This window comes from Oceanobacillus sp. FSL W7-1309, from assembly GCF_038002145.1.
Taxonomy (GTDB): Bacteria; Bacillota; Bacilli; order Bacillales; family Amphibacillaceae; genus Oceanobacillus; species Oceanobacillus profundus.
Window position 1 is genome coordinate 864,973 of the sequence record NZ_JBBOBX010000002.1, and the last position, 22,499, is coordinate 887,471.

25 protein-coding genes and 1 riboswitch are annotated in these 22,499 nt (G+C 36.8%); of the genes, 10 read left to right on the forward strand and 15 right to left on the reverse strand.

The window, feature by feature from the left end; all coding sequences use genetic code 11:
- The 7 genes from rsfS to NST46_RS17050 are packed head-to-tail and all read right to left on the reverse strand — an operon-like array spanning position 1 to position 4,326.
- A complete protein-coding gene (rsfS, locus tag NST46_RS17020; RefSeq protein WP_095307078.1) occupies positions 1-357 on the reverse strand; it encodes a ribosome silencing factor in 357 nt (118 codons plus the stop codon).
- A complete protein-coding gene (gene yqeK / locus NST46_RS17025; protein ID WP_303447282.1) occupies positions 347-934 on the reverse strand; it encodes a bis(5'-nucleosyl)-tetraphosphatase (symmetrical) YqeK in 588 nt (195 codons plus the stop codon). Before yqeK ends, rsfS begins: the two co-directional genes overlap by 11 nt.
- Entirely contained in the window at positions 912-1,490 is a 579-nt protein-coding gene (locus NST46_RS17030; protein WP_303447283.1) for a nicotinate-nucleotide adenylyltransferase, read from the reverse strand. The genes yqeK and NST46_RS17030 overlap by 23 nt, the downstream gene beginning before the upstream one ends.
- Before the next feature lie 57 nt (positions 1,491-1,547).
- Positions 1,548-1,838 (reverse strand): ribosome assembly RNA-binding protein YhbY, encoded by a 291-nt coding sequence (gene yhbY / locus NST46_RS17035; RefSeq protein ID WP_341137500.1) that lies wholly within the window; start codon positions 1,836-1,838, stop codon positions 1,548-1,550.
- A gap of 5 nt (positions 1,839-1,843) precedes the next feature.
- Complete coding sequence (aroE, locus tag NST46_RS17040; protein ID WP_095307083.1) at positions 1,844-2,689, reverse strand: shikimate dehydrogenase; 846 nt, start codon at positions 2,687-2,689, stop codon at positions 1,844-1,846.
- 18 nt (positions 2,690-2,707) lie between these two features.
- A complete protein-coding gene (gene yqeH / locus NST46_RS17045) occupies positions 2,708-3,808 on the reverse strand; it encodes a ribosome biogenesis GTPase YqeH (RefSeq protein WP_095307084.1) in 1,101 nt (366 codons plus the stop codon).
- A 2-nt stretch (positions 3,809-3,810) separates the two neighbouring features.
- Positions 3,811-4,326 carry a YqeG family HAD IIIA-type phosphatase gene (locus tag NST46_RS17050; protein ID WP_095307085.1) on the reverse strand — a complete coding sequence of 172 codons (516 nt, stop codon included), beginning with the start codon at positions 4,324-4,326 and terminating at the stop codon, positions 3,811-3,813.
- A 445-nt stretch (positions 4,327-4,771) separates the two neighbouring features.
- Here NST46_RS17050 and NST46_RS17055 point away from each other — a divergent pair, with 445 nt between their 5' ends.
- The 9 genes from NST46_RS17055 to NST46_RS17095 all read left to right on the forward strand — a co-directional run bounded on the left by NST46_RS17055 (position 4,772) and on the right by NST46_RS17095 (position 12,627).
- The gene (locus NST46_RS17055) at positions 4,772-4,912 is read left to right on the forward strand and encodes a sporulation histidine kinase inhibitor Sda (RefSeq protein WP_095307086.1); all 141 of its coding nucleotides are present in this window, start codon (positions 4,772-4,774) and stop codon (positions 4,910-4,912) included.
- A 290-nt stretch (positions 4,913-5,202) separates the two neighbouring features.
- Positions 5,203-7,620: a Na+/H+ antiporter subunit A gene (locus NST46_RS17060; RefSeq protein WP_303447286.1), complete on the forward strand. Its 2,418-nt coding sequence runs from the start codon at positions 5,203-5,205 to the stop codon at positions 7,618-7,620.
- Entirely contained in the window at positions 7,617-8,051 is a 435-nt protein-coding gene (locus NST46_RS17065) for a Na(+)/H(+) antiporter subunit B (protein ID WP_118889116.1), read from the forward strand. The genes NST46_RS17060 and NST46_RS17065 overlap by 4 nt, the downstream gene beginning before the upstream one ends.
- Positions 8,051-8,389: a Na(+)/H(+) antiporter subunit C gene (locus NST46_RS17070; RefSeq protein ID WP_095307089.1), complete on the forward strand. Its 339-nt coding sequence runs from the start codon at positions 8,051-8,053 to the stop codon at positions 8,387-8,389. Before NST46_RS17065 ends, NST46_RS17070 begins: the two co-directional genes overlap by 1 nt.
- Positions 8,382-9,866 (forward strand): Na+/H+ antiporter subunit D, encoded by a 1,485-nt coding sequence (locus NST46_RS17075; RefSeq protein ID WP_303447287.1) that lies wholly within the window; start codon positions 8,382-8,384, stop codon positions 9,864-9,866. The genes NST46_RS17070 and NST46_RS17075 overlap by 8 nt, the downstream gene beginning before the upstream one ends.
- Before the next feature lie 5 nt (positions 9,867-9,871).
- The gene (locus tag NST46_RS17080) at positions 9,872-10,348 is read left to right on the forward strand and encodes a Na+/H+ antiporter subunit E (RefSeq protein ID WP_095307092.1); all 477 of its coding nucleotides are present in this window, start codon (positions 9,872-9,874) and stop codon (positions 10,346-10,348) included.
- Positions 10,348-10,623 (forward strand): Na(+)/H(+) antiporter subunit F1, encoded by a 276-nt coding sequence (locus tag NST46_RS17085; protein ID WP_095307093.1) that lies wholly within the window; start codon positions 10,348-10,350, stop codon positions 10,621-10,623. The genes NST46_RS17080 and NST46_RS17085 overlap by 1 nt, the downstream gene beginning before the upstream one ends.
- A complete protein-coding gene (gene mnhG, locus NST46_RS17090; RefSeq protein ID WP_316246654.1) occupies positions 10,616-10,957 on the forward strand; it encodes a monovalent cation/H(+) antiporter subunit G in 342 nt (113 codons plus the stop codon). Before NST46_RS17085 ends, mnhG begins: the two co-directional genes overlap by 8 nt.
- Before the next feature lie 191 nt (positions 10,958-11,148).
- Positions 11,149-12,627, forward strand: a complete 1,479-nt coding sequence (locus NST46_RS17095; protein ID WP_341137501.1) for a UDP-N-acetylmuramoyl-L-alanyl-D-glutamate--2,6-diaminopimelate ligase — start codon at positions 11,149-11,151, stop codon at positions 12,625-12,627.
- Between the two features lie 234 nt (positions 12,628-12,861).
- Here NST46_RS17095 and NST46_RS17100 read toward each other — a convergent pair whose 3' ends face one another.
- From NST46_RS17100 to NST46_RS17110, 3 genes are all read right to left on the reverse strand, one after another.
- The gene (locus NST46_RS17100; RefSeq protein ID WP_118889113.1) at positions 12,862-14,358 is read right to left on the reverse strand and encodes a sodium:solute symporter family protein; all 1,497 of its coding nucleotides are present in this window, start codon (positions 14,356-14,358) and stop codon (positions 12,862-12,864) included.
- A gap of 104 nt (positions 14,359-14,462) precedes the next feature.
- On the reverse strand, positions 14,463-15,830 hold the full coding sequence (locus NST46_RS17105) for an LLM class flavin-dependent oxidoreductase (RefSeq protein ID WP_341137502.1): 1,368 nt from the start codon (positions 15,828-15,830) through the stop codon (positions 14,463-14,465).
- Positions 15,831-15,898: 68 nt separating this feature from the next.
- Positions 15,899-16,564, reverse strand: a complete 666-nt coding sequence (locus tag NST46_RS17110) for a carboxymuconolactone decarboxylase family protein (RefSeq protein ID WP_095307098.1) — start codon at positions 16,562-16,564, stop codon at positions 15,899-15,901.
- Positions 16,565-16,684: 120 nt separating this feature from the next.
- A riboswitch (SAM riboswitch) is annotated at positions 16,685-16,791 on the reverse strand.
- Positions 16,792-17,286: 495 nt separating this feature from the next.
- On the opposite strand from NST46_RS17110, the gene sigK reads away from it, so the two are divergent.
- Positions 17,287-17,991: an RNA polymerase sporulation sigma factor SigK gene (gene sigK, locus NST46_RS17115; protein ID WP_095307099.1), complete on the forward strand. Its 705-nt coding sequence runs from the start codon at positions 17,287-17,289 to the stop codon at positions 17,989-17,991.
- Between the two features lie 85 nt (positions 17,992-18,076).
- On the opposite strand, the gene mtnN is transcribed toward sigK, so the two are convergent.
- From mtnN to NST46_RS17140, 5 genes are all read right to left on the reverse strand, one after another.
- On the reverse strand, positions 18,077-18,766 hold the full coding sequence (gene mtnN / locus NST46_RS17120) for a 5'-methylthioadenosine/S-adenosylhomocysteine nucleosidase (RefSeq protein WP_251659037.1): 690 nt from the start codon (positions 18,764-18,766) through the stop codon (positions 18,077-18,079).
- 24 nt (positions 18,767-18,790) lie between these two features.
- Positions 18,791-19,450 carry a YrrS family protein gene (locus NST46_RS17125; protein WP_118889111.1) on the reverse strand — a complete coding sequence of 220 codons (660 nt, stop codon included), beginning with the start codon at positions 19,448-19,450 and terminating at the stop codon, positions 18,791-18,793.
- A 369-nt stretch (positions 19,451-19,819) separates the two neighbouring features.
- Positions 19,820-20,062, reverse strand: a complete 243-nt coding sequence (locus NST46_RS17130) for a hypothetical protein (RefSeq protein WP_095307103.1) — start codon at positions 20,060-20,062, stop codon at positions 19,820-19,822.
- A gap of 105 nt (positions 20,063-20,167) precedes the next feature.
- Positions 20,168-21,547 carry a type VII secretion protein EssB/YukC gene (locus NST46_RS17135; protein ID WP_341137503.1) on the reverse strand — a complete coding sequence of 460 codons (1,380 nt, stop codon included), beginning with the start codon at positions 21,545-21,547 and terminating at the stop codon, positions 20,168-20,170.
- Between the two features lie 25 nt (positions 21,548-21,572).
- Entirely contained in the window at positions 21,573-22,481 is a 909-nt protein-coding gene (locus NST46_RS17140; RefSeq protein WP_095307105.1) for a serine/threonine protein kinase, read from the reverse strand.
- Positions 22,482-22,499 lie beyond the last annotated feature (18 nt).

Sequence of the window (22,499 nt, forward strand, 5' to 3'; positions counted from 1 at the left end):
TTAGCCTTCCTGACCAAGTTGTAAGGCTACGCGAGAAGCATCTCCCCATAGACGTTCTAAATTATAATAATTCCGTTCATCCTTGTGAAAAATATGACAAACAATGTCTCCAACATCGACAAGAATCCAGCGTGCGGATTCAAATCCTTCTATTCGCTTAACTTGAATTCCATTTTCATCCATCACATCTTTGATTCCACGTGCTATTGCCTGCACCTGTCTTTCATTGTTACCATGACAGATTAAGAAATAATCCGCCACTAATGATACTTGATTCATATCTAAAGCAATAATATCTTCAGCTCGTTTATCATCGCAAGCTTCAGCAATTAAATCGATAATTTCTTTATTTTTCATATAAGGAACTACCTCCAGTAATTTGTCTTGTTAAATCATTATACGCATGAAAACTATCTGGATAAACGGTTACGTTTTTAGACATTAAATAGGTTATTGTATTTTTGGATGCCATCCAACACGCCTGTGTTAAATCCTGCTCAGCAATACCTCTAACTTTGTCTATTCCCGGAAAAGATCTGCCCGGCTCGATATAATCCGCAAGAAAAATAATCTTGTCAAGTTTGCTCATCCCAGCCTTACCCGTCGTATGGTACTGAACAGCACTTTGAATTTCCTTATCCACAATACCGAATTCCCTCTCTATCAAAATAGCCCCAACTGGTCCATGCCATAGTTCATGATGATAATCGAGAAGATCTTTTGGAAGAGTGGATTTCCTTATCCAGCGCTCCATCTCGTCAAGTGAACGGTATTTTGCATAATCATGAAGAATAGCAGCAAGCTCTGCCTTCTTTGGTGACGCTTCATAGAGATGAGCAAGCTTAACAGCAGTCTCTGCAACACGCTGCGTATGCTCAAACCTTTTCACTGTTAAATGGGGTTTTACTTTTTCAGTTGCTTCTGTTATATTCATACAAATCTTTCTCCTTAATGTAGGAAATGACAGGTTCTGGTACAATGTAATGAACCGACCGCTTCCTACGCAACCAATTTCTCAACATCGATGATGAGATATCAATCATTGGAATATCGATTTCCGTAATCGGATATTCTGTAACAAGCTGATATCCCGATCGCTTCACCCCCACAAAGCGTACAAGTGAAAATAATTCATCTACTTTATGCCAATTCGGTAAGTATTCAACCATATCTGCGCCAATAATAAAGTAAAACTCTTTTTCAGGGTGCAACTTTTGCAATTCTTTCATTGTATCTACAGTATATGATTTACCTGTACGTTCTATTTCAATTGTATTCACTTTAAAGTGAGGATTACTCTTCGTCGCTAAGTGCAGCATTTGAATACGATCCTGTGCACTTGTCTTGGATGCTGTTTTATGCGGAGGTGTATAAGTAGGGATAAACCAGATTTCCTGAAGGTCCATCGCTAACCTTACTTCCTCAGCAATCAATAAATGACCTAAATGCGGGGGGTCGAATGTTCCACCCAATATTCCAATCCGTTCCATGTCAAACTCCTCTACCGTTCATTCTTGACAAATGTTAGTAAACCGAACACTTGGATCTTATGGTAATCTTAGTTGTTTATTTTCCTTTGACTCTTTATAAAGCACAATTTGATTTCCTATGATTTGAACAATATGAGCATCCGTCCCATCAGCAATCTGCTCAGCAACAGTGTCCTTATCTTCCATACAATTTTGTAGCACACTTACTTTAAGCAATTCTCTTTTTTCTAATGCTTCTCCTATTTGTTCAATCATATTATCATTAACACCAATTTTTCCAACCTGAAATATTGGCTTCAGATGGTGTGCTTCAGCTCGTAAAAAACGTTTTTGTTTACCTGTTAACATAAAAATTATCTTCCTTCCAAAATAGTTTGTAGTTGTAAATCCAAATCATCCATAGGTACCTTTTGGTTTGTCCAAATTTCGAAAGCATATTGTGCTTGGTACAATAGCATTGTATGCCCATAGTGTATAGCAGCGCCATTCTTTTCTGCTTCTTTGAGAAATTTTGTTTGTAGCGGCTGATAAACAATATCACTGGCAATTGCATTTTCTTTCACCTGGCTAAATGAAAGAATGGAAGTATCAACATTCGGTTTCATTCCTACGGACGTTGTTTGGATAATTAAATCATAATTTCCTATTCCCTCTTCAGCCTCTTTTAAAGATACAACTTTCGTATTACTTGATAGGGTGGCGAGCTTTGCTATTTCTTCTGCACTTGCCTTCGTTCGGTTTGCGATATCAATACAATCAAACCCAGCTCTATCCAGTGCATAGTATATTCCTCTTGCTGCTCCACCAGCACCAATCAACAAAATACGTTTTGATTTGTTCTGAAAAAAGGTAGGATATTTGCTTTCTAATGATCGCAGATATCCGATTCCATCTGTATTATAGCCAATCCATTTTCCCTCTCGATATACAACCGTATTTACAGCCCCCATTTGCTTCGCTGTATCATCAAGCATATTCAAATATGGAATGATCTCTTCTTTATATGGCACTGTAACATTAAAACCATCTACTTTTTCTTTTTTTAAGGTTAGTACATTTTCGTCAAATGATGCATCAGGACTAATCTCATGCAACGTATAAGTTCCTTTTAGATGTGTCCGCTCCAGGAATTTATTATGTATCCATGGAGACAAGGAATGCTGTATCGGATAACCAATCAGCTTTAAGCGATAATCCATCATTCTCCCTCCCCTTGATTACAACAATGACTTGCGAATTGTAACGGAAACGCCTTTCGGACTATGCGCAGCTACTGTCGTGTCACTACCTGAAATACTTACCCAGCCAAGCCCTGGAAAAACAATATCCGTTTTCTCCCCGTTCAATTTAAACGTACTCTCGGTAAGTTTTGGTAACTGCTCTAACGTGGTCTGATTCGGCGGTGATAATAATTCTCCTACATGGTTTTTATACAATTCATCTGCATTTTCTAGTTTGGTCCGGTGAATCGGAAGCTCGTTTGAGAAATAGCAAACAAACGACTGCCGATCTCCTTTAATAAAATCAATTCGAGCCAACCCTCCAAAATAGAGTGTTTGTCCATGATTAAGCTGATATATTCTGGCTTTTATTTCTTTTTTTGGCGTAACGATTTTCAAATCTTCATCCGATAAATAGTGAGTTAATTGCTGTTTGTTGACAATCCCTGGTGTATCAATCAATGCGCTGCTATCATCCAGCGGTATTTCGATAAAACCTAATGTGGTTCCCGGGAAATAGGAAGTTGTAATGACGTCAGTATATCCGCTTGATTGTTTAATTAAACGATTAATAAAAGTAGACTTCCCAACATTGGTAGTTCCAACAATATAAACATTCTTATTTTCACGATAGGCATCGATTTGCTGCGAGAGCTCTTCAATTCCTGATCCTTTTGCAGAAGAGATTAAGAAAACATCTTTCACTTTTATTCCTATTTCTTTCGCTTCTGAACGCAGCCACTGAGTAAGCTTGTTCTGGTTCGTTGATTTGGGCAACAGATCCACTTTATTCCCTACCAATATAATTGGATTATCGCCTGTTATTCTTGGGAGGCTTTTAATTAAGCTTCCATTAACATCGAAAATATCGATCATATGAACAACAAGACCATTTGCATCTCTAATCGTGCTGACCATTTTTAGAAAATCATCATCCGTGATTGCAACATCCTGTATTTCATTGTAATGCTTTAAACGAAAGCATCTCTTACATAATACCATTTCTTTATTTAATGAGGATGCTGGTGTATAACCAATCTTTTCTGGATCAGTTGTCTGAATTTCAGCTCCGCATCCTTGACAATAAATAATTTCCAAATCTATTCCTCCCAGCTAATCTTTCCTTTTCTGCGCATGTAATTTAGAATTCTCCGCTCGATTTTTCGGTTAATCCTTGTAATTTTTCCATCTGTTTGAACGATAGGAACAACAAGAATCGTATAGAATCCAGCGAAATTTCCTCCGAGCACATCTGTCAGGATTTGATCCCCGACTACTACAATTTCCTCTCTTTTCAGACCCATCTCTTTCGCTACTGTTTTAAATGCACGACCTAATGGTTTTCTTGCACTATACACAAAGGGCGTCTCAAGTGGCTCCGAGAAAACCTGTACCCGTTCTTGATTATTATTTGAAATAATAGTCACTTTAATATCATGATCTTTCATCAGTTTAAACCACTGAATAATTTCAGGAGTAGCATTTTTTACATCCCAAGCTACAAGTGTATTATCTAAGTCCGTAATAATCCCTTTGATACCTTTTCGCTTCAGAATTTCTGGTTGTATGTCGAACACGCTTTTTACATGTTCGTTAGGCAAAAAATTCGATAACATCCATTACACCTCAATATAACTGCAAATCAGTTCATTTTTTATCCAATACCACATTATACCCTAATCGTATAATAACTTACTAGAGATTTAAAGCAGTTGTTCAAAAAATCTCCCCCTTTTGAACAGACATTCAAAGCGCAAGCAGTTTAGTTTGCACATTTAAGTGTAACTATTATTTATATGAAGTTTTCCTGCTTTGCATTCGTTGTTTATCGCTAAAATCCGAAAGAATCGTTCGACAAATTCATACAATTTTCTAATTGTGGATAACTTTATCAACAATATTTGTTGTTCTCATATTAGCAACATCAAGCATTCACAAATCCTTATACACAAGTTATCTACAGGTTGATGTAGATAACTTGCGCCTTGTTCTTACTGTATAATCATGTTAAATTATTAATAGATTCAGCAAGCAAATTCTAAATTTTAGGAGGGCTGTATTATGGAAAATTTATCAGATGATTTACTATTAGAATCCTATTATACAGCATGTGAATTAAATTTAAGCCCTGACTTTTTATCGCTATTTGAAGAAGAAATTCACAAAAGATGTCTAACACAAAAAATTAAACGTTCAGGTTAACAAAGCATAATATAAGAAATAAAAGGCCACAACCCTATTCATGTAAGGGTTCTGGCCATTTTTTATTTTCCAAACTATTAACCCTCTGTTAAAATCTCTTCCTATTTAAAAGGAACTGTAAGATGCTGAAAATTGACGCATTGTAAGACATGCAACTCACTTAAAATTAGGTTATACTGTAAAAAGGGTCAAAATTCATCCGACATTTGTTAAGTAAATATAAAAATCTGGACCTTATTTCATTCTACTTAGAACGGTTGTTCAATTTCTAAATAAAGGAGGAATTTTATTTGACAGCTTTACATTGGGCTACGATTTCCCCATTTTTATTAGCCATTCTCATCCCGTTCATGTACAAATATGTACGCAGGATACATACGGGCTGGTTTGTATTAATATTACCGCTCGTTTTATTTATTTACTTTCTATCCTTTTTACCTGTAACAGCGAATGGGGACGTTGTTCTACGCTCTGTACCTTGGGTTCCTTCACTTGGAATCAGCTTTGATTTATACATAGACGGGCTTAGCTTATTATTTGCATTACTAATATCAGGAATAGGTACACTTGTAGTTTTATATTCTATCTATTACTTATCTAAACATAAAGAAAAACTCAATAACTTCTATGTTTACCTATTGTTATTCATGGGCGCAATGCTAGGAGTCGTTTTATCAGATAACTTGATCGTCCTTTATGTATTTTGGGAAATTACAAGTATTTCATCGGCTCTCCTTATTAGCTATTGGTTCCATCGTGAGAAATCTACATATGGAGCACAGAAATCTATGTATATTACCGTTTTTGGCGGGCTTTCCATGCTAGGTGGATTCTCACTGCTTTATGTCATGACAGGAACGTTTAGTGTTCGGGAAATTATTGCAAATGTTGACCTTGTTGCAACTAGCTCACTATTCTTACCTGCAATGATTTTAATACTACTCGGCGCATTTACCAAGTCGGCACAATTTCCATTTCATATTTGGCTACCTGATGCAATGGAAGCCCCAACCCCTGTTAGTGCTTATCTGCATTCGGCAACGATGGTTAAAGCTGGGATATATTTAGTTGCCAGAATGACACCTATTTTTGGCGGTGCTGCCGAATGGTTCTGGATTATTTCACTTGTCGGATTAACAACACTCATATGGGGTTCAATTTCAGCGGTAAGACAAAAGGATTTAAAATCTATTTTGGCTTTCTCTACGGTAAGTCAACTAGGGATGATTATGAGTCTGCTTGGAGTCGGCTCTGTTGCCTATTATTTTAATGATGGAGATAATGCACTCTATACAACTGCAATCTTAGCTGCTGTTTTCCATTTAATAAACCATGCGACATTTAAAGGTAGTTTATTTATGACAGCAGGCATCATTGATCACGAAACAGGTACACGTGATATTCGTAAGCTTGGTGGTTTAATGACACTCATGCCGATTACTGCTACTGTTTCTTTAATCGGGTTAGCAGCAATGGCCGGACTACCGCCGTTTAATGGCTTTCTCAGTAAAGAGCTTTTCTTTACTGCAATGGTAAACGTAACTGAATACGGCATTTTCAGTGTGGAAACATGGGGAATAGTTTTACCTGTTTTGGCGTGGATTGCTAGCATCTTTACATTTTTATATTGTGCTATTCTTTTCTTTAAAACGTTCACCGGAAAATTCCAGCCTGAAAAGCTTGCAGTCAAACACGTGCATGAGGCTCCAATTGGGATGCTGATCAGTCCAATTATTCTGGGTTCACTTGTAGTTATTTTTGGTTTATTCCCAAATATTCTTGCTTACACATTGATTGAACCGGCTATGGCTGCCATTCTTCCAGGTATTCTAGAGCCAGGAGAGCAATTTTATGTGAACATTTACCACTGGCACGGGTTTATTCCAGAACTGTGGATGACGATTGGTGTCATTGCTATAGGAACCGTTCTTTTCCTAACCATGAAAAAGTGGTCACAGTCTGCTTTTTATCAACATGAGCAAGATATATTTAACCATGTATATGACAGTGGCTATAATGGATTGATTAAAGGTTCACAAGTACTTACCAGAGCACAAATGACAGGAATGTTACGGGATTATTTTCTTTATATGTGTACGTTCATCGTCCTGCTCATCGGTTATACGATGTTCCGTTACGATGCATTTGCAATCAATACGGATAACTTGTCACCAATTGATCCTTATATGTGGATCGTTGCGATTCTATTAGTAATTTCTGTTGTAGCTGTACCATTTATTAATAATCGAATTACAGCTATTATTGTGGCGGGTGTTGCCGGTTTCTTAGTTGCACTAATGTTTACGATATTCCGTGCTCCTGATTTAGCATTAACACAGTTATTAGTAGAAACAGTTTCTGTTATCTTGTTTATGCTTGTTTTCTACCACTTACCTGAACTTCGTAAAGAGAAGATTAAACCGTCGTTTAAACTCATTAATTTAATTGTTTCAATTGCTGTAGGTGTTATGATAACTCTCGTTTCACTGAGTGCATTCGCTCTAGGCAGTGAAACAGATTTCACTTCCATTGCAGCATATTTTATTGAGAATTCCAAGGTTTTAGCTGGTGGATACAATATTGTCAACGTTATTCTCGTCGACTTCCGTGGACTTGATACGATGCTTGAAATCCTTGTATTAGGAATTGCAGCTATTGGAGTGGTATCAATGATCAAATTGCGACTAAAAGGGAGTGAAGATGTGTGAAACAAATGAGACCAAATGATATGATGTTACAAGTCTCTATGCGGCTCATAACATTAATCATCTTTGCTTTTTCATTCTACTTATTCTTGGCTGGTCATAATAATCCAGGTGGTGGTTTTATCGGTGGATTAATGACAGCAAGCGCTATTTTAGTTTTATATTTAGCTTTTGATATGAAAACAATTAAGAAGGCAATACCTTTCAATTTCACGACCATGATCGGCGTTGGATTGCTGTTCGCTGTTTTTACGGGAGTCGCATCCATGTTATTTGGATTTCCGTTCTTAAAACATTTCTTTGATTATTTCCAATTTCCGATCTTTGGCGAGGTAGAATTAACGACTGCACTCCCATTTGATTTAGGAGTGTATCTCGTTGTAGTCGGAGCTGCCTTAACAATTATTTTAGCAATTGCGGAGGATGATAAATAATGGAAGTACTAATGTCAATTGTAATAGGTATCATCTTTACCGTAAGTGTCTATTTATTCTTGTCGAGAAGTATCATACGCGTTATTTTAGGAACTTTACTGTTATCTCATGGTGTGCACTTACTACTGATCACGATGTCAGAACTTCAGCGTGGTGCACCACCACTATTAAATTTAGATGCCGATGCCTATACAGACCCATTGCCACAAGCTCTCGTCTTAACAGCGATTGTTATTGCTTTTGGAGTTACTTCGTTTCTTTTAGTAATGGCTTATCGGACGTATAAAGAACATAAGACAGATGATTTAGAAGAATTAAGGGGATCTGCTGATGAATAATTTAATTATCCTTCCGATAATTATTCCATTTATTATCGGAGCTGTATTAATTATATTCCCAAAACACCATCGCCTTCAGCGAGTGGTGAGTGGGTTCACTGCTGTTGGGATGCTGTTGCTGTCAATCTATTTAGCAATTGTTGTCTATCAGAATGGGATTATTGTTTTAGAAGCAGGAAATTGGTCTGCACCATTTGGTATTGTACTGGTTGCTGATATGTTTGCAACATTAATGATCTTACTTACCAGTCTATTAAGTGCAGCTTGTTTATTCTTTGCATTTAAAACCATTACACCACAGCGTGAGAAGTTTTACTTTTATCCTTTCTACTTTTTCTTGCTGGTTGGGGTAAATGGTGCTTTTTTAACAGGTGATATATTTAACTTGTTTGTATTTTTTGAAGTAATGCTGTTGTCCTCTTACGCTCTTATTGTTAACGGTGGGACAAAATATCAGCTTCGTGAGTCATTTAAATATGTCATTATAAATGTTTTTGCCTCAGCGCTATTTGTCGTTGCAGTTGCATGGCTATATTCTGTGACAGGCACACTAAACATGGCTCATATTTCGGAACGAATTGCTGAACTTGAACAAACTGGAGTGGTAAATGTCATTGCGATTATGTTCTTTATTGTATTCGCATCTAAAGGAGCCTTATTCCCACTTTATTTCTGGCTTCCAAAATCATACTTCGGTCCACCTGCTGCTATCGCTGCCCTGTTTGGAGGCTTGCTAACAAAGGTTGGTATTTATGCTATTATTCGTGTATTCACATTGGTTTTCTACCACGAACCGAGCTATACACATAAAGCTGTTATAGTTACAATTGCTGGATTTACAATGTTGTTTGGAGTGTTAGGTGCAGTTTCTCAATTCGATTTCAAACGAATACTTTCTTATCATATCATTAGCCAGGTTGGCTATATGGTAATGGGACTTGGAATCTTCACCCCTCTAGCAGTTGCCGGTGCAATTTATTATATTGTACATCATATGATTGTGAAAACCGCTCTCTTCTTATTTGCAGGAGCTGCTGAGCGAGTTACTGGTACAACGGATTTGAAGAAAATGGGTGGGCTGCTTAAAACGCACCCTGTATTATCTTGGTTGTTTTTTATTAGTGCTATTTCACTTGCTGGTATTCCGCCTTTCAGTGGTTTTTTCAGTAAGTTCCCGATTATTTTAGCTGGTTTTCAGGAAGAACAATATATTATTTCCGGTGTTGCTTTACTAGTCGGTTTACTAACCCTTTTCTCTATGATGAAGATATTTAGTTATGCTTTTTGGGGAAAACAAAAACATACAAATGAACGAGCAAAGCTGCCTATCGGTAAACTTTTATTACCAATTGCGCCTCTCGTAGCACTAACAATCATTTTAGGTATTGCTGCTGAGCCTATTTTCCAATATTCGTTACAAGTAGCTGAACAAATCATGGATCCATCAATTTATATTGAATCTGTTCTGAAGGAGTAGTTGCTATGGCTTTCCAAATTTTAGTCAATATAATAATTGCCGTTACATGGATGTTTCTACAGAATAGTTACACGGCTACTAGTTTTCTTTTTGGATACATAATAGGAATTATTATATTGTTCATCCTGCGCCGTTTTCTTGTTTTTAATTTTTATATGAATCGAGTGTGGGCAATTATTAAGTTGATCATGCTTTTCATTATCGAGCTCATTAAAGCTAATCTTGATGTCATTAAAATTGTTCTAAGCCCAAAACTTAATAATCAGCCTGGAATTGTAGCAGTAGAAACGAGATTAGAAACGAATGTTGAAATAACCTTACTTGCTGCACTTATTTCCTTGACACCTGGTACTGTATCAATGGATTTCTCAAGCGACGGAAAGACTATTTATATTCACTCTATCGATGTACCGGATAAGGAAGATATGATCGAACAAATTCGTAACTCATTTGAACGAGCGATCATGGAGGTGACGAAATAATGTTTCAAGTTATTCTTTATTTTTCACTTTTAGTATTATCAATTTCTTTGGTTCTGTTCTTAATAAGAATAATTAAAGGTCCCTCCACTCAAGATCGAATACTTGGATTGGACTGTATTGGAGTAACATTAGTTGGTTTTATCGGGATTATCATGATCCTTCAAGAAACCATTGCATACTCCGACATTATCCTTGTGTTAAGTATTCTGGCTTTTGTTGGAACGGTGGCCATGTCAAAATTCATGGAAAGAGGTGCTGTCTTTGACCGTGATTGAGATTATTACGAGCATATTCATTTTAATCGGTACGTTTTTCACTATTTTAAGCGCAATTGGTGTCATTCGCCTTCCGGATGTATATAGTAGAATGCACGCTGCTGGTAAAAGTTCAACCCTTGGGGTTGTCACATTGATGCTAGCTACGTTCATCTATTTCATTCCGACAGGTATAATCAACGGAAAGGTTTTGCTAGCCATTCTATTTCTGTTTATCACAGCACCTTTATCAGCGTTGATGGTTAATCGTTCTGCATATTACAATGGGGTACCTCTCGCTAAAAACAGTATACAGGACGATTTAAGAAAGAAATTTGAACAAGATAAAGAATAAGGATAAATCTTATTCGTAATGATAAAGAATTAAATTTTAAAAAATGGATCATCACAAGCTGATGATCCATTTTTTAATTTCCTCTCCTGCTTCATATGTAAATTCTCGATTAAAAAATAATAGAAACGGGAATACCTATGGTTAGATGAATTTATTCGTTTTGTTAACACTGAATAGAGAGGTTTTCCACGTTGAATACTTACGAGTTACTAAGCAGCTTAAAAATAAAAGCAATATATGGTGCACTACCAGAAGAAGTCCATTCCATTGAACAGGATTCCAGAAAAGTGAAAAAAGAATCATTATTTGTTTGTATTAGAGGCTTCCGATCAGATGGTCATTCTTATTATTCACAAGCCATTCATAATGGAGCAACAATTATTATTGCAGAAGAAAAACTTCCTATTGACCTTACAAAGTTTGCTTTAGTTATTGTAAAAGATACTGCAAAAGCACTGGCAATTCTTGCAAATAAGTTTTATCATTATCCTTCAAACAAGATGACGGTGTACGGTGTGACTGGAACAAATGGTAAAACAACAGTCACAACACTAATTAAGCAGTTACTTGAAAAGAATAATCAGCAAGCTGCATTGCTTGGTACAAATGGAATTGATCTTCTAAATGAATCCGTAGAAAGTGATAACACCACATGTGATGTACTAACGAATCAAAAAATACTTCATAGAGTAGCCGAGCATGGAATGGGTCACATAGTTATGGAAATTTCTTCTCATGGTCTCGCACAAGGAAGGCAACGTGGAGTTAATTTTGATGTAGTAACTTTTACAAACCTTTCACAGGATCATCTTGACTATCACAAGACGATGGAGCAGTATGGCTACACAAAAGGTCTCCTTTTTGCGCAGCTTGGAAATAATTTGACAGAAGAAAAAAATGTTATTCTAAATCGGGATGATCTATGGTATGAGATATATAATGGCATGACACCATTTGAAGTGATTTCTTACGGCATTTATAACGAAGCTGACTTTCGAGCAACCAATATTACCTACTATGAGGACCGTACCTGCTTTACATTAGGATCTCCAGAAGGGAATTTTCCCGTCACTACAAAATTAATTGGCGAATTTAATGTATATAATGTAGTAGCTGCAATCGCAACCGTATATAGTAAAACAATGATTTCTGTAAAAACGTTAGTCCGCTCACTCGCTAATATAGCCCACATAAATGGCAGAATGCAAAAGCTCGACCTTGAAGCACCAATATCAATTTACATTGACTACGCACATACCCCAGATGCGATAGAAAAAGTAATCGCTTCTGTCCAACCATTTAAGCAGAATCGTATTCTATTAGTGGTTGGTACCGGCGGAGATCGAGATGAATCGAAACGTCCCATTATGGCTGAGAAAGCATCTGTAGCTGATTTTGTAATTTTAACAATTAATGACTCAAGATATGAGGATTCTAATGCTATCTTAACGGATATGGAACAAGGAATGAAGCACAATAATTATATCTGCATTCCGAATCGAAAGGCTGCCATAAGCCTTGTTATCGACAAGAGTGAACCTGGAGATATTATTATCATTGCTGGTAAAGGGCTTGAGAAGTATCAAATCACAGAAGATAAGAAACACCCGCATAGTGACAAGGAAATCGCAATACGAAATTGTTCGATTAAGTATAATCTAAGTGTGTAGATCTAGAATCAGTAAGGACTAATTTACATTCAAACTGCAAACATACAACAAATTGCCTTAGGCTCTATCAAAGATCCCAGGGCAATTTGTTATTTAAAGAAAAGGTTAATCTTTTCCAAAGTACCATTTCCAAAGAGAAAAACCAACAATAGCATATATAGCAATTAGACCATATAGCCAAACTGTTAACATTTCATTAACAAACAATCGCTTCTCCCCCATTCTCTAATCCATTCACTTTGCTTCTTGTATACTTTCATATTCTTGGTCGGGTTCCTTAAAGATTTTTGACAAAATCAATATGACTGCGATTCCAATAAATGTTGCTACTGCACCGGCAGACATTGTACTGGGGATGATCCCGCCAAAATATAAGATAAGATATGATAATAATCCAATAAACATCGATCCTTCTGCTGCGCGTGGAGATACTTTCCTTTTAGCATAAACAGCATACAAGATTGGACCGAGGGTCCCCGCTGCTACACCTGAAATCCCAATCCACATGACGTCCCCCATATACCTTGGTGGGTTAAGCACAAGCAGAAATGCTGCTAATCCGACTAGTGGAACACTCCATCTGCTAATGAGAAGAGCGATTTGTTGCGCCTTTTCTTCACTCACATTTACATATCCGCGTTTCACTAGAAATTTAAGAAAAATATCATTAGCAAATACGGTTGAAATCGATACAAATAACCCATCAGTCGTTGACATAGCTGCAGCAAGTATAACTACACCAAATATCGCAACAAAAATTGCTGGGAATGCCCATGCGATATACTCCATAAGGGCTAAGTCAGTTGTTTCTGTTCCACTACCAATAGCTACTCTGCTATACAATCCACCAAACAGTACTAACACACATAGGGAAGCTGTTATAACATAAACTAAAATCATTTTTCCTAAATCACTTTCTCTTTTCAAACCCAATACCTTATTAAATAAATGGGGTGCCGAGGCAAAAGCCCACTGGATTGTTATGGCACCTATTACCGGTCCGATTGAATAAAAATGTAGTGATTCCGGATTAAAAACCTTAACAAGGTTACCATCCTGCGCAGCTAAATTATCAACAATACCTGCAAAAGTTGCAGTGACTCCCCCATCCCAAAATATAACAATCCCTGAAATAAATACTGCTAATCCAGCAATAGCCATCATAATTACCTGTACAGCATCTGTATAGATATCCGCAAGTGCGCCACCTGCAAACACATATAACACCACAATAGCCGTAATAAGAATCAAACCTGTTGAATAATTCATACCAAGCAGATACTCAAATATCCTTGCACCAGCTACAAATTGCGCAGCTATGTAAAAAATATTAAAAAGTAAAATTAACCCTGTTCCCACTCGCAAAATATCACTATTATAAAAATCGCCAAGCCAGTCTGGTAATGATAGTGATTTTTGTTTGGTATTCAACTTTCTTACCTTTTTTGCAACCATTAGCATTCCTATTGGGCCGCCACCTATCATTGCTAAGAAAAGCCATAAGTTAGATAGACCCCAGTCATAAGACCATCCTGGATATCCTAGAAAGGTTGCAGCGCTCAAATAGGTTGCAGCAAAAGATAGGCCTAAGATGACTGGTCCTAACGTTGTTCCTCCAGTTGCAAAATCACGGACATTTTTCGTTTTTCTGGCGCCAATATAACCAAGAAAAAGCATAACCACAAGAAAGAGTGAAAAACCTATCCATGTATATAATGTGGTAGCTTGCATGCACTGACCCCTTTCTCTGAATTATCAGCTAATTAATCGTAGTAAAAACACTATGTGCTTGGTTTTTGAATGTAAGTATAAGAATTTAAAAATACCATCACACCTTATACATGTAATTTCAATTTTCTTGCCGGATGATTGTTGGGCAAATATGGACTTTTGGTTTCAAAAAGATTTTCTCTTAATGTATTACCTTCGTAATCTGTTCTATATATTCCTCGCCTTTGTAATTCAGGTACAACATGGTCAACAAATTCCCGAAAAGTTTCTAATGAATACGATTGTGCAATATTAAAACCATCTACGTTAGCCTCAACAGCCCATTTCTGTAATTTATTTGCTATTTGTTCTGGTGTGCCAATAAATTTTGCCGTGCCATTGCCTAGACCATGATTTTGAAGTGCCTCACGAAGTGTCCACCTTTTTTGGGGATCCTTTGTATACATGTCTAAATTCCCCTGTACTGCTTCTGTTTCCATATCATCTAAATACTGATCCGGATTATATTTAGATAGATCGATACCTGTATGCCCAGATAGCAATGCAGCTGTCCCCTCATAACTAACAAGGCTTTTTAATTTCTCGTATTTAGCAAATGCTTCTTCCTCTGTAGAACCAATAATGGGAAGAACCATTGGAAAAATACGAATATCCGTTGCATTTCTTCCCTGCTCTACTGCACGTTTTCGAATATCTGCAGCGTAATTTTTCATTGCTTCCAGTGAATGTCCCTTTGTGAAAACTGCTTCAGCGTGTTTGGCTGCAAAATCTCTTCCTCTCGAAGAAGCACCAGCTTGAAAAAGTACTGGAGTCCGTTGTGGTGATGGCTCCGTCAAATGTGGACCAGGTACATGATAAAATTCACCTGTGTGATCGATCGTATGTACTTTTTTAGGATCTGCAAAGGTATCCGTCTCCTTATCATAAACAACCGCTTCGTCTTCCCAGCTGTGTTCCCATAACTTGTAAACGACCTCAAGAAATTCATCAGCACGGTCATAGCGTAAATTTTTAGGCAATCTACCTGACAGGCCCAGATTAATTGCCTCACTCTCTAAATACGATGTGACTACATTCCAAGCAATTCTTCCTTCTGTCAAATGGTCCAGTGTTGAAAGCTGGCGTGCAAGTGCGTATGGCTGGGCATAGGTTGCTGAAATCGTTGGAGCGAATCCGATGCGCTTTGTAACCGCTACCATAGCTGCAATTGGCATTAATGGATCATGTGCCGGCAATTGCACAGCATGCTTAATTGCAGCATCATGATTACTACCATAAACAGAATACGTGCCTAGCACATCGGCAATAAATACGGCATCAAATTTTCCTCGCTCTAACACTTGCGCTGTTTCTGTCCAATAATGAATTCGATTATGAAAAGCCCCCTTATCTTTTTCATGTTTCCATAACCCCATGGAATGAGGCGATGGTGAATTTTGTACAAAGCCGTTCAGATGAATTTGTTTTTCCAACTGGAACACTCCTCCTATAAATTTGCTTAGATATGGCTTTACTGCTCGCACGATTATCAGAAACAATACTACTCGTCAAAAGCGTTTAAGGCATTTACACTATGTGCGATTGCCGATCCAGCTTTCAGTGCTACAGCAACAAAAATTGCTTCAGAAATCTCTGCTAAGTTTGCTCCTGTATTTTTTGCATTTTTCGTATGCAAATTAATACAATACGCACAACCTGTTGTATGTGCACAAGCAACTGCAATTAACTCTTTTTCTTTTTCACTTAAGTTTTCTGCTTTTATGGAATGGTGATCAAAATTTAAAAATGCCTTAAAGGTTTCATCGTTCAACTTAGAAAATTCCTTTATTCGGTTGAAATACGATGCTTTATACAATTCCTCGTCACTATTTCCATCGTAAGCATTTAGTGCATTTACTCCATGTGCCGCAGCTGATCCCGCCTTTAATGCTGTTGCAACGAAAATCGCCTCTGCCACCTCTTCCTTACTTGCTTTCTGCTTTTTGACATTTTTCACATGTAAATCAATACAATACGGACATCCAGTAATGTGTGCCACAGCAACTGCAATTAATTCCTTTAACTTTACGGATAATTCCCCTTCAGCCAATGCTCGATTATTAAAAGCAAAAAATGACTCGAACGCATCTGGTGCATATTTCTTTAGTTCCTGAAGCCTTCCAAAATAATCCTTTCTGTACAAGCTATCTGTTTTTGTTACACCCATTTTCTTCGCTCCCTTTTCAAATTTACCTATTCATCGCAATATAATCTTTCCCATGATATTACTTGGTTTTTAATCAAATGAAAAAACCTCTTCTGATGAGGAAGAGGTTCTAAATCACTCATCTCATCTTTCAAGCATTTGCTTGCTGGAATTAGCACCTTGTTACATCATTGTAACGGTTGCCGCAGGATCGTAGGACCAGTTCCTCCCCTGACTCTTGATAAGAAAAATCATATTCAATTAATAGGAATTGTTCACATCATACACCTGGTAACGAATCATGTCAACTCTGTTTTTTGAATTTAATACAAAAGTTAGATATTTAGCGCAAGATGACGTTCATTTGACCTATATGAAACTATTTATTGTAACGTGCTCATTCCAAAGTTATATCGTCAAAATCTTTTGCTTTGCTAGCTCCTGTGCTACTCCAATAATCCAATCCTCTTGACCACCTACTGCACCCATTTATTGGATGCGATGAACGTTTTTTTAATCTTATCGCTAGTATGTAATATAGGTACGAGTTACAAACCAACCTTTATCTTTTCACAAAGTATTTGATGAATAAGTCCGTTATCAAATCAACTAAAACCTTAAAAAGCCTGTTTCCATAACAAATTTTCGTGGACAGACACGAATCCTCTCTTTAAGTCATAAAGATGTTATATAGGCAAAAGCCCAATCTTGAAGCAGACTGTTCACTTAGGAGGTGATTGCGTTTGTCCGGGATTTTATCTGTGCTTGCTCTTCTAATTAAGGAAGCCCTCTTTTTTGTTTCTTATGTAAAAAACCATGCATTCCCGCAACCATTACCCTCTGATGAAGAAGCGAAATACATCGAGGAAATGCAAAATGGAAGTGAAACAGCCAGAAACAAACTTATTGAACATAATCTAAGACTCGTTGCTCACATTGTAAAAAAGTTTGAGAATACTGGTGAGGATATGGAGGATTTAATTTCAATTGGAACCATTGGTCTTATAAAAGGGGTCGAAAGCTTCTCAACAGATAAGGGAACAAAATTGGCAACATATGCTGCTCGTTGTATAGAAAACGAAATATTGATGCACCTTCGCGCATTAAAAAAGGTGAAAAAAGACGTTTCCTTGCACGATCCAATTGGTCAAGACAAAGAAGGCAATGAAATCAGTCTAATTGATATTCTTGAGGCAGAGAATGATAATGTAATTGAATACATCCAATTGAATATGGAGATCGCCAAAATGCAAAAGTATTTTTCTGTTCTCGATAAACGAGAGCGAGAGGTAATTGTTTATCGCTATGGATTAAATGACTATAACGAAATGACACAGCGAGAAATCGCAAAAAAGCTAAACATATCACGAAGCTATGTCTCACGAATTGAAAAAAGAGCGCTCATGAAAGTGTTTCATGAGTACTATCGAAAAGAGCGCAATAATTAATTTGGAAGGCTTCCAAATGATAAAAAAGCCCAGAAACATGAATTTATCATTGTCTCTGGGCTTTTGCTTTTTATTTAATTCTCGTTTATAAACTCTTAACTACAGCGATAATGAGCTGGGCTGCATTTTTAGCCGCTGTTTCAAGAAATTGATCAAACGAGATGGACGATTTTTTTCCGGCAATATCAGATAATGCACGAATAATAACAAATGGCTTGTTATACTGATGGCAAACCTGTGCAACAGCTGCTGCTTCCATCTCTGAAGCAAGCATCGTCGGAAATTTTTCATGAACAAATGCAACACGCTCGGGATCTTCCATAAACGAATCACCAGTTGCAATAATTCCCTGTTCACAATTTATATCCATGCTTTTTACTGCAGCTACTGCTTTTTCAACTAACGTTTTATCTGCCTTGTACATTGGAGGTAGTCCAGGCACCTGTCCATAGCTATAATTAAAGGCAGTTACATCAACATCATGATGGACAACCTCAGTAGAAATGACGATATCTCCCACTTCCAGATTGCTAGCAAAACCGCCAGCAGATCCTGTATTAATAACATGTGTTGGTGCAAAACGTTCATGCATGATGGTAGTAGCCATTGCCGCATTCACTTTCCCAATCCCTGATTTTAACAGAACTACAGATTTATCCTGTAATTTCCCTTGAACAAATAAGCAATTTGCTACTGTTTGTTCTTGTTTTTCTGTCATCTGGTCTAATAATAGTGCAACCTCTTCATCCATTGCACCAATAATTCCGATTGTCATACTATATCCTCCATCAATCTACTTCTATTTTTTATCATTTTCAATTAGAATTTCAACCTTCGTAGGCTGCCATCCTTCATTATCAACCCACGATAGAAATACTCGAAATACTTCCGTTTCTGCTGTGTCAGATACAGTAGCAATTACCTTTTGATCGCCACCATTTTCAATCCACCATTCAATCATATCATCTCCGGTTAAACCAGTAGCTTGTGTAATTGCTCTTCGCATTTCGATTCGATCTTGTGAGCCTTCATCAAATGTTGTTGTATGTGGACCTTCTTGTTCAGTTCCAACAGGTGACCAATCTCCAGTATATGCTTCTGCAACATTATCATCTGAAGGTTCAGCGGTCTCTGTTTCAATTTCCTCATCAGCATTATTTTCTTCATTTTCATTTTCAGCTTCCTCGTCTGAAGCTAAATCATTTTCGCTTTCTTCCTGTTCAGGATTATTACCCTCAGCGTCCTCCTCATCCTCTTCCGTAATTAGAAAATCTGAGGATTCATTTTCATTATTTCCTGTTTGCTCTTCAGTTTCATCATCGCCACCGCCAAATAACCACATACCAAGCAATATGATGATGAGAAGTGCACCAGCGATAAGGAAAATGGAAATTAATTTTGTGTTTTTTCTGCGTTTTTCAAATTTGTTTAAACGTGAATGTTTGTCTGATTCACTCATTTCATTTCCCCCTTCCTAAAGTTCATGTTCAAAATAAAGAATAACATAAGTTTATTACATCTGTTACGGGAAAATCAACCGAACTCCCAATGACATACTGATAGTTTATTGAATATCATCTATCTCTATTATAGTATCATACCATATATAATATGCTGATTCATATACATCAATCACTTTTTGCTTTTACGGTTCTTATGTCGATAAAAACCCTTCTGATAAACACTTCTTTTGTATATCGGACCGATAAATATACCTACTAAAATTACTCCGATAATGATAGGTATACAGAAAGCAACCTCTCCAGCATTATCTGCGTGAAAAACAGTGGTTCTTTGCGAATAAGAGCATATGTTATATATTATTCATTTAATCAGATCCATAAGTTCTTCGTATTGGTCCCCATATCCATCCTACCAATACTAGGAAAATACCTAACAGCACTACAATAGGTATGACAGTAGCTGTTATTACACTGTCAACAATCCCTGTTTGAAGCAATAGATCTCTAAAGAATATAATTACCCATAGTATTGACTCAAAAATAAAGCGAAAGATAGGCTCAATTATACCTCTGACAAAATCAATTATGGTTGCAAAAAAATCAGCCATTCATGAATCCCTCCTTCTAAATTAATTAAAGCTGTATAATGCAATATTATACAGCTTTCTCGATGTATCAGTACCAATTTACGCAGTAAAATTCAGATTTACACATTAATTAAGATCATCAATCTGATCATCAATTTTATCTATTGCCTCTTCTTTTTCATCTTTATCCAAATCATCATTTGCTTCAATCAACTTTTTTTCCCTTTTCAGTGCTGTAATGTGAAGCTTTTTATTATCAAGATCTTTTGCTAGTTTAATTGCTTCCTCTGTATCATCTAATTGAATATAACTTCTTGCTGCTAATAATTTTGCACGCTTGTTATCTGCTAATGCATCATAAAACGTTACAACTTCCTCATAAGATTTATTGATCCAAGCTTGTTCAATTTGTACCTCGGTCAGACTGGATTCAATTGCTAAAATTGCTTCTTTTGCCTTATCTGAATTCTTTGCAACAAGTGATTTTATAACCTCTATATGATATGCTTCCCCCAGGCCAGCTGCAGCTGTAAGACTTTCAACAGTATCTAATTCAATATATTGTTCCATTAATGTACGTTCTGCACTTTCATCCAGTTGATTTGCTGATTCAAATTGCGTAATTGCTTCTTCAGTATCTCCTACAATCGTAGAACGATATGCATGCATAACGGTTCGGTTATCATCTAGTAACTGCTGAATCTCTTTATTTTTCTCAGTTAGCATTTCGATATTCTCCTCCGACTTCGCTTCCCCTTCAGCTGCTGCGGAATTTACTTCGTTGTTAAGTGGAATAACTTGAATCACATAAATGACAAGCATCCCAATAATAAGACCGAGAAGCACTCCTGATAAGAGCGTCATTTTTTTATTCGGATTTTGCGTTTTTTCAGCTTGCTGCTTAATTGGTGGCGGTGCAGGTGATCTTTGTTCCGTATGAAGGATTTGTTTTAAATCACTTATTGACTGAACGCGACGAATACTTTCTGCAATCGGCTCATTAAATTTCAGGCCGGCCAGCTTTTCGCTAATTTCATTAAATTGATAGGAACTATAAACGTATAACAAAACCCTCTTCAGTTCTTCTAAAAGCTCAGCTGTATTCATTTCCTCTTTTGGAAAGACAGAACGAATTCCTCGGTGAGCAAATTTAATATCACCTTCTGCATTTACATAAATATTTTCGGGATGAACCAATGTTGTATACTGGGTACCAATCAAGCTCTCTATCTTCAACATGTTCAATGCAGCTTTTTTCTTTAATTCATTGGATACATGCCTATAATCTTTTAATTTTTTATAATTGCTTTCTTTTTTATAAAATATCCGAATGATTTGCTGTTCAACTACATAATGCTGACATTCAAAAAACAAAGCATCCTTTCGTTTCAACTCTTCAAGCTGCTCTGCTTCTACTAGATTCGTTTCCGCTATTGGTATTTCATATACGACGACATCATCTTTTTCCTCAATCGTTCCAAATTGCAGCTTTTCTTGCTCTGCCATGCATGTTACCTCCTCAAATTTTAGTTTAGATAAATGAAATGATAATGTAACCAATTAATACAATCGATATCGATACAATTGAAATGGGACGAATAATCGACCAATCCCACTTTTGGCTCCTTTTATTTTCCCATTCTTCTTTTGCTTTTAGCATTAATATCTTTGCCTCTCGAGCATCTTGAAGGCGATCTTCTGGCTGGAGTTCAACTAATTGTGTAACACATCTATCAAGACTTTTGGGAAGCCTTTTATGTAATTTTTTGATTGGCTTTTGAACGATATAGACATATTTCCCTTGGGATAATAAGTAATATAATAATGCTCCGAGTGAAAATAAATCAGTTCGCGTATCGGTTTGTTTTTTTTCAAATTGTTCCGGGGCTGCAAAACCAACTGTGCCAACTTGAACGGTGTCCTTCATCCGATTATGCTGAAACTTCCTTGCAATTCCGAAATCAATTAGCTTTATCTCTCTATCCTTATTGATCATAATGTTTCCTGGTTTAATATCTCGATAAACAATAGGAAATGGTTTCTGTGTATGTAAATAGTGAAGTACATCGCACAGCTGTACTCCAATTTTTATGATCGTATCTACTGACAATTGATTATTGTATAGCTGAAAGTAATCCGATAATGACACTGCATCAATGTATTCCTGAACTAGGAAGAAATAATTCTCTGTTGAGAAAAAATCAATGACACGTGGCAAGTTAGAATGTTCTAGTTCACTTAGCAGCTTTGTCTCGTCAATTAATTTGGATGCTAGCTTACTTTCCATATTTGTAATTTTTACCGCCCAGCGCCGATTTGTATCGTTCACTTCCTCAACGAGATAAACTTCTGACATACCGCCTGAAGCTATATGTGACAGAACGTGGTATTTTCCATTTAAAATATCGCCTTTCTTAATATGGATATTATGTTTATTCATCGCAAAACACCTCGTCTA